Annotated in this window: 8 protein-coding genes; 2 read left to right on the top strand and 6 right to left on the bottom strand. The window is 69.2% G+C overall.

The window, feature by feature from the left end; genetic code table 11:
• A partial coding sequence (locus EET03_RS07300; RefSeq protein ID WP_136625654.1) for an outer membrane protein assembly factor BamB family protein occupies positions 1-599 on the top strand: 599 nt, incomplete at its 5' end.
• Between the two features lie 16 nt (positions 600-615).
• Positions 616-1,002 (top strand): hypothetical protein, encoded by a 387-nt coding sequence (locus EET03_RS07295; protein ID WP_075542406.1) that lies wholly within the window; start codon positions 616-618, stop codon positions 1,000-1,002.
• A 23-nt stretch (positions 1,003-1,025) separates the two neighbouring features.
• Here EET03_RS07295 and EET03_RS07290 read toward each other — a convergent pair whose 3' ends face one another.
• The 6 genes from EET03_RS07290 to EET03_RS07265 all read right to left on the bottom strand — a co-directional run bounded on the left by EET03_RS07290 (position 1,026) and on the right by EET03_RS07265 (position 6,413).
• Positions 1,026-1,709: an esterase gene (locus tag EET03_RS07290; protein ID WP_075542429.1), complete on the bottom strand. Its 684-nt coding sequence runs from the start codon at positions 1,707-1,709 to the stop codon at positions 1,026-1,028.
• Between the two features lie 71 nt (positions 1,710-1,780).
• Positions 1,781-3,007 (bottom strand): class I SAM-dependent methyltransferase, encoded by a 1,227-nt coding sequence (locus EET03_RS07285; RefSeq protein WP_244232272.1) that lies wholly within the window; start codon positions 3,005-3,007, stop codon positions 1,781-1,783.
• Positions 2,965-3,939, bottom strand: coding sequence for a class I SAM-dependent methyltransferase (locus EET03_RS07280; protein WP_063472956.1), 975 nt, complete (start codon positions 3,937-3,939; stop codon positions 2,965-2,967). The genes EET03_RS07285 and EET03_RS07280 overlap by 43 nt, the downstream gene beginning before the upstream one ends.
• A 10-nt stretch (positions 3,940-3,949) precedes the next feature.
• Positions 3,950-4,699 carry an enoyl-CoA hydratase gene (locus tag EET03_RS07275; protein ID WP_099194346.1) on the bottom strand — a complete coding sequence of 250 codons (750 nt, stop codon included), beginning with the start codon at positions 4,697-4,699 and terminating at the stop codon, positions 3,950-3,952.
• A complete protein-coding gene (locus EET03_RS07270; protein WP_099194039.1) occupies positions 4,696-5,544 on the bottom strand; it encodes an NUDIX hydrolase in 849 nt (282 codons plus the stop codon). Before EET03_RS07270 ends, EET03_RS07275 begins: the two co-directional genes overlap by 4 nt.
• Positions 5,541-6,413: an ABC transporter ATP-binding protein gene (locus EET03_RS07265; RefSeq protein WP_075542409.1), complete on the bottom strand. Its 873-nt coding sequence runs from the start codon at positions 6,411-6,413 to the stop codon at positions 5,541-5,543. Before EET03_RS07265 ends, EET03_RS07270 begins: the two co-directional genes overlap by 4 nt.
• Positions 6,414-6,466: the final 53 nt, after the last annotated feature.

Here is a 6,466-nt window from a genome sequence, read left to right as displayed (position 1 = left end):
TTGGTGTCTGGCAGCCGGGGGGGCCGGGGGCGGGGGTGGTGGGCCTGAAATTGCGGGACCAACAGTTGGTCCGTGAGTGGGCCAGTGATGCGGTCAAAGACGGGGTGCTCGCCAGTCCGGTGCTGTCTGCCGACGGAGCGACGGTCTACGTCAACGGCCGCGACCAACACCTGTGGGCCCTGCACGCCGCCGACGGCAAGGTCAAATGGTCGGTGCCGCTGGGATTTCTGGCGCAGACTCCGCCCACGGTCACCCCGGAAGGCCTGATCGTGTCCGGCGGCGGTCCCGACACCCAACTGGTGGCCTTCCGCGACGCCGGCGACCATGCCAACCAGGCCTGGCGACGCGACGACGTCATGCCGTTGTCGACGTCCAGCCTGGGCGGGGGCGAGGTCGGCTACACCGTGGTTGCCGGTCCACCCCACGACGGCGGGCCGGGTTTGTCGTTGCTGATTTTCAATCCGGCCAACGGTCATACGGTCAACAGCTATCCACTGCCGGCGGCCACCGGATATCCGGTCGGGGTGTCGATCGGGTATGACCGCCGCGTGGTAACCGCCACCAGCGACGGCCAGGTCTACAGCTTCGCGCCGGCTTAGCGGCCATACTTGGTCGATGTCTACCGATGATGCGGCCACGGCGAACGCGGCAGTGTCCAGCCGCCGCAGCCCCGCCCACCGGGCGCTGGATGTCACGGTCGCGATCCTGCTGCTGGCGGTACACGCCCTGTTGTTCGTGGCGACGATGCTGGTGCTGGGCATGCTCGTGATGGGCACCGACCCGTGCGGTGGGCAGCCCTGTGGTGATCCGGCCTGGGTGGACCGCGCCATCAGGTTGGGATTGTGGGCCGGCATCGCGATCTTCATCGCCGACCTGGTGGTCACCGTGTCGCGTCTCGCGCGGCGCACAGTGGCCTTCTTCGTACCGATCATCGGGTGCGTGGCGCAGCTGGCGTTGGGCGGCGCCGCGGCAGCGATGGAATCGCTGGCCGGCCCGGTGTAAGGCTTAGATGGCCTTAGATGGCCTTAGATGGCCAACGCCGGGATAGCGTTGCGCGGCACCTGGACTTGAGTTGCTCCGGCATACGACGGCAGCAGCTCGCCCTGGGCGAAGTAGAAAATCACGTCGTCGTCGGTGATGGCGAAGTTCTGGTAGTGGCTCGGATCGAGCCCGTTGGAGGGCAGTATCACCACTCCGAGCCCGGTCTGGTGTTCCAGATCCCGTCGCACGATCGGAAAGATCGCGTCCAGCGGCGTGGTGCCGGGCGCAAACAGCGTGTCGAAGGTGATGGGTTGTTTGGTCCCGAGGTTGTAGTTGAAGGCCTTGTACCAGGTGAACGGATGTGCGCCACCGAGATCCTGGAAGAACTTGAGCACTACGCTGCGGGTGTTGTGTGGTGGCTGGCCGGCGCTGTGTTGTTCGGCGGTGGCGTCCATCTGGTACGGCCGGTCGCGTCGTGGCGACCCCTGCGCCACGTTCACGAATCCGTCGCGGTTCTGCGTGATGTAGTCGGTCAGTGCCTGCTGGTCCGGGTAGTCGACGGGGTAGGTGATGTCCAGCGTGTAGCTGGAGCCTGTCGCATGGATGTGGCACATCTGCGCTGCCTCGACCGAACCGCCGAGGCTGGCGCAGGACGGCGGCGCGGCGGCGGCCGGGCAAGCCAACAGGACCGCAGCAGCCAGCACTGCGGCCGCTATCAGATGACGCATCGTCGAATATTCCTCGCAGACCTTCGGGCAGTGGCGCCGCCAAGGGTGATCGCCGCCAGCGTACCCGGCCACTACCGAGACGGGCAGCATACGAAGGCCGTCCCACGGCCGGCAGCCGCCGAACCGATCCGGGTGATGACCACCGACAGTGGTCGGCTGCCACGCAACCGCAGCCGTCGCCGCAGCGCATCGGGATCCACCTGTACGCCGCGGACCAGGATCTCCAGCGCCCCGCAATCCAGCGCAGACAGTGCCTGACGCAACCGGCGCTCGTCGAACGCCAGCTGCTCGAGCACCTCGAAACCGCGCACCCCCGCGGGCAGTCGGTCACCAGACAGGTAGGCGATGTCGGGGTCGAGCTGCCACAGCCCGTGCCGGGCGCCGTAGTGGCGGACCAGGCCGGCCCGGACGACGGCCCCGTCAGGATCGACGATCCACCGCCCGGCGGGTCGCACCGCGCAATCGTCGGGCTCGGTATCGGTGACCTGTTCGCCGCTGTCAAGGAGGCTGGCCCGACGCCGCACGCCCGGCGCAGCCAATCCGCCCGACCACAGGCACGCCTCCCGGACCGAGCCGCGGTAGGCCGTCACTTCGATTTCGCCCTCGAATCCGAGCCGGCTTAGCTGATCGAAATCTATTCCGGGAGCGCACTTTACGACGAGCTCCCGGCGGCGGTAGGTCGCCAGCAGCAGACCCAGCGCCGGTTGGTAGTCGGCCGGGCGCAAGCGCCGGCGCCCGCCACGGCGACGCGCCGGGTCGACGACGACGACCGCATCCCGGGTCACCGGGTGCAGGGCATCGGCACGGCACAGGTCGGCATCGGGCCCCAGGTTGTGGCGCGCCATCGCCAACCTGACGGGGTCGATGTCGCTGCCCACCGCCCGTGCCGACGTCCGGCGCAGCGCGGCCAGCTCGGTGCCGACGGAACACGTCGCGTCGTGCACCACCAGACCGGCCAGCCGCCGGGCGCGATGCAGCGCCACCGCCGCGACCGTGGCCTGCTGCAGCGCCTCATCGGTGAACAGCCAACTCGAGACGTCGCCCAGATCGGCCAGTTTGTCTGCAGCGCGCCGCCGTAACAGCGTGGTCTCCACCAGAATGGGCGCCCGCTCGCCGAACCGGGCGCGCACCGCGGTGGTGTCGGCAACCCGGGTGGCGGCGCTCAGCTCGAACTCGGCGACCGCGGCCAGCGCGGCAGCACCCGACTCCGAGCGCAGGTAACCGACGTCGTCAGAAGTGAACGCGAGGCCGACACTCAGGACGGCTTGACCCCGGTGACCATCACGTTGTAGAACCAGCCCTTCGGCGCCACATGCCGCCACACGTTGGCGTCCACCCAGCTCAGCGCCTTCCAGCCGGTGAACGCGAACTTCGCCCAGCCCCAGCCCAGGCGACCGGGCGGCAGCGAGGCCTCCAACGTCCGGACGGGCCAGCCGAACATCGCGGCGGTGAACTCCTCGCTAACGGTCTGGACCGCTACCGCGCCGGCGCCGCTGGCCATCCGCTCGAGGTCGGCCGGGGTGAACGTGTGCAGGTCGACGACGGCCTCCAGCGCCGCGGCGCGTGAGGATTCGTCGAGCTCGGCCTGGGGCCGTCGCCAGCTGCCCAGCCCGGGCAACCTGGTGAGGTTGGTCGCGACGCGCCAGGTCAGAGTGGACAGGGCACGGGCATATCCGTTGCCGACGGTGGTCGGCTCGCCCGCGAAGACGAAGCGGCCGCCCGGCTTCAATACTCGGATCACTTCGCGCAGCGACAGCTCCACATCGGGGATGTGGTGCAGCACCGCATGTCCGACCACCAGGTCGAAGGTGTTGTCGTCGTACGGGATGCCCTCGGCGTCTGCCACCCGACCGTCGATCTCGAGCCCCAGGGACCGCCCGTTACGGACGGCGACCTTGACCATGCCGGGTGAGAGGTCGGTGACCGACCCGCGCCGGGCGACCCCCGCCTGAATCAGGTTGAGCAGAAAGAACCCGGTGCCGCAGCCCAGTTCGAGCGCCCGGTCGTACGGCAGTTCGCTCAACACCTCTTCGGGCACGATGGCCTCGAACCGGCCGCGGGCGTAGTCGACACAGCGCTGGTCGTAGGAGATCGACCATTTCTCGTCGTAGTTCTCGGCTTCCCAGTCGTGGTAGAGGACCTGGGCGAGCTTGCTGTCATGCCGGGCGGCTTCCACCTGTTCGGCGGTGGCGTGCGGGTTGGGCACGACGTCGGTCGAACTGCTCGTCATACAGGGAAGCCTAACGGCCGGCGTCGTCGCCCTTGCCGCCGCCGCCTCGACTTTCGGCGAACACCTCGACGTAACGACGGCGTTCGGCGGCGGGTCGCAGCGCCGGTTCCAGTTCGAGGACGTCGTTGATGACGGCCTTGGCGGCGGCCAGCGCCAGCGGCGGTCCGTCGACGAAGCGGCGTGCCCACCCGACGGCGGCGTCGTAGACGTCGTCGGGTGCCACCATGTCGTCGATCAGCCCCAGCGCCAGGGCCTCCTCGGCGTCGAAGAAGCGCCCGCTGAACACCAGCTCCTTGGCCCTGCTGGGACCGGTCACCTGGGTCAGGCGCGCCATCCCGCCGCCGCCCGGAATCAGTCCGGCCAAGATCTCCGTCGCTCCGAACTTCACGTTGTCGCCACTGACCCGCCAGTCGGCGGCCAGCGCCAGGGTCAGACCGGCGCCCAGCGCGTATCCGGTGATCGCGGCCACCGTCGGCTTCGGGATCGCCGCCACGGCGTCGATGGCCTCACGGCGCACCCGTGCGGCGGTATCGGCCTCCGCCGCGGTCAGTGTGCGCAGCTCGGGCATGTCGTCGCCGGCGGAAAAAATCTCATGGCCGCCGAACACGATGACCGCGGCGACGTCCTCGCGGCGGCCCACATCGTCTGCCGCGCCGATGATTTCCCGGTAGACCTGGCGGGTCATCGCATTGGTCGGCGGACGCGACACGACCAACGTGGCCAGGCCCTCGTTGACGATGACGCCGACGAACTCCCTCACAGCGGCCACGCGGTGAATCCGCCGGCGCGCCGCGCCTGGTTGTAGCGGTCGGAGTCGAAGAACTCGATCTCCCAGTTGTCCCCCTGCAACGCGAGGTTGGGTTGCACCGGCACAATCGTGCGCTCCACGGCCAGCACGTCGGCGACCGTGCGGCCCGACAGCGCATCGAGTTGGGTCCAGGTGGGCGGCAGCAGGATGTTTCGCCCAGCGGCGAAGTCGTCGATGGCTTCCTGGGGCAGCGTCCAGTCGGCCCGGTCGGACTCGGTGTTCTCACCGTCGGCACGCTGTCCTTCGGGTAGCGCTCCGACGAAGAAATAGGTGTCGTAACGACGGGTGAGCTCGGCCTCCGGGGTGACCCAGTTCGCCCAGGGGCGCAGCAGGTCGGAGCGCAGCACCAGATCTTCGCGGCCCAGGAAGTCCGCGAAGGACAGCGTGCGGTCGGCCAGGGCGGCGCGGTACTCGCTATACACGGAGGCGTCACGCACGATGCTGTTCGGGTCGTCGGCCGGTCCGGCGAACAGCACCCCCGATTCCTCGAAAGTTTCGCGCGCCGCGGCGCACACCAATGCCTCGGCGAGGCGGGGTTCGGTGCCGAAGCGCTGCGCCCACCACAGCGGTGGCGGGCCAGCCCAAGCCCCGTGCCCGCCCAAGTCGGCATTGCGGTCCCGGTCGTCGACGCCGCCGCCGGGAAACACCATCACCCCGGCCGCGAAATCCATCGCGGAGTGCCGCCGCATCAGGAAAACGGACAAGCCGACCCCCGAACCCGGCTCCGCGTCGCGGACCAGCATCACGGTCGCTGCGGGCCGCGGTACCAGGGGCACCTGCTCCGACGGTGAGTTCATGGCTGCCTCCGATGGGCTGGGCGGGTGCGGACCCGCCGGGCGAAGTATCGCCCGTCGACGAGGTCCACGGCGATCTGCTGGCCGAACGCGGTGGACAGGTTTTCGGCGGTCAGCACGTCGGGCAGCAGGCCGGCCGCGACGACCTGACCTTCGGCCAGCAACAGGCAGTGGCTGAACCCGGGCGGGACTTCCTCCACGTGGTGGGTGACCAGCACCAGCGCGGGCGCCTCCGGGTCCGCGGCGAGGTCGGCCAGCCGCGCCACCAACTCCTCGCGGCCGCCCAGGTCCAGACCCGCGGCGGGTTCGTCGAGCAGCAGCAGTTCCGGATCTGTCATCAGCGCACGGGCGATCAGCACCCGCTTGCGCTCACCTTCTGACAGCGTTCCGTAGGTGCGGTCGGCAAGGTGTTCGGCACCCAGGCTTTCGAGCATGTCGACGGCACGCCGGTAGTCGAGGTCCTCGTAGCGCTCCCGCCACCGGCCGAACACGGCGTACCCGGCTGAGACGACAAGGTCGCGCACCACTTCGTCGATGGGCACCCGCTGTGCCAGGGCCGACGAGCTCAGCCCGATCCGGGCACGCAACTCCGACACATCGACTCGGCCGAGCCGTTCACCGAGCACGAATGCGACTCCGGTCGACGGGTGCTCGGCTGCCGCGGCGATGCGCAGCAGCGATGTCTTGCCGGCCCCGTTGGGGCCGATGATCACCCAGCGTTCGTCGAGTTCGACAGCCCAATCCAGCGGCCCCACCAGGGTGCGCCCGTTGCGGCGCAGCGAGACATTCCTGAAGTCGATCAGCAGGTCTGGATCGGCTGTCTCCTGGTCAGTTGGTGGGCCGGATTCGGGCACCCGCCAATCGTGCCGCACCGCCCTCCTGCGGTAGCTGTCGGGTCGCCCCGCCCGGTCAGCAGACGCGGAAT

The sequence above is a fragment of the Mycobacterium innocens genome (assembly GCF_900566055.1).
GTDB classification, from domain to species: Bacteria; Actinomycetota; Actinomycetes; order Mycobacteriales; family Mycobacteriaceae; genus Mycobacterium; species Mycobacterium innocens.
Note: the sequence above shows the minus strand (reverse complement) of the source record. Positions and strands in the feature narration are given on the sequence as shown.

Coding starts and splice junctions, on each gene's coding strand:
- EET03_RS07270 (WP_099194039.1), bottom strand. CDS start 5,544: ATGAACTCACCGTCGGAGCAGGTGCCCCTGGTACCGCGGCCCGCAGCG.
- EET03_RS07280 (WP_063472956.1), bottom strand. CDS start 3,939: ATGACGAGCAGTTCGACCGACGTCGTGCCCAACCCGCACGCCACCGCC.
- EET03_RS07295 (WP_075542406.1), top strand. CDS start 616: ATGTCTACCGATGATGCGGCCACGGCGAACGCGGCAGTGTCCAGCCGC.
- EET03_RS07290 (WP_075542429.1), bottom strand. CDS start 1,709: ATGCGTCATCTGATAGCGGCCGCAGTGCTGGCTGCTGCGGTCCTGTTG.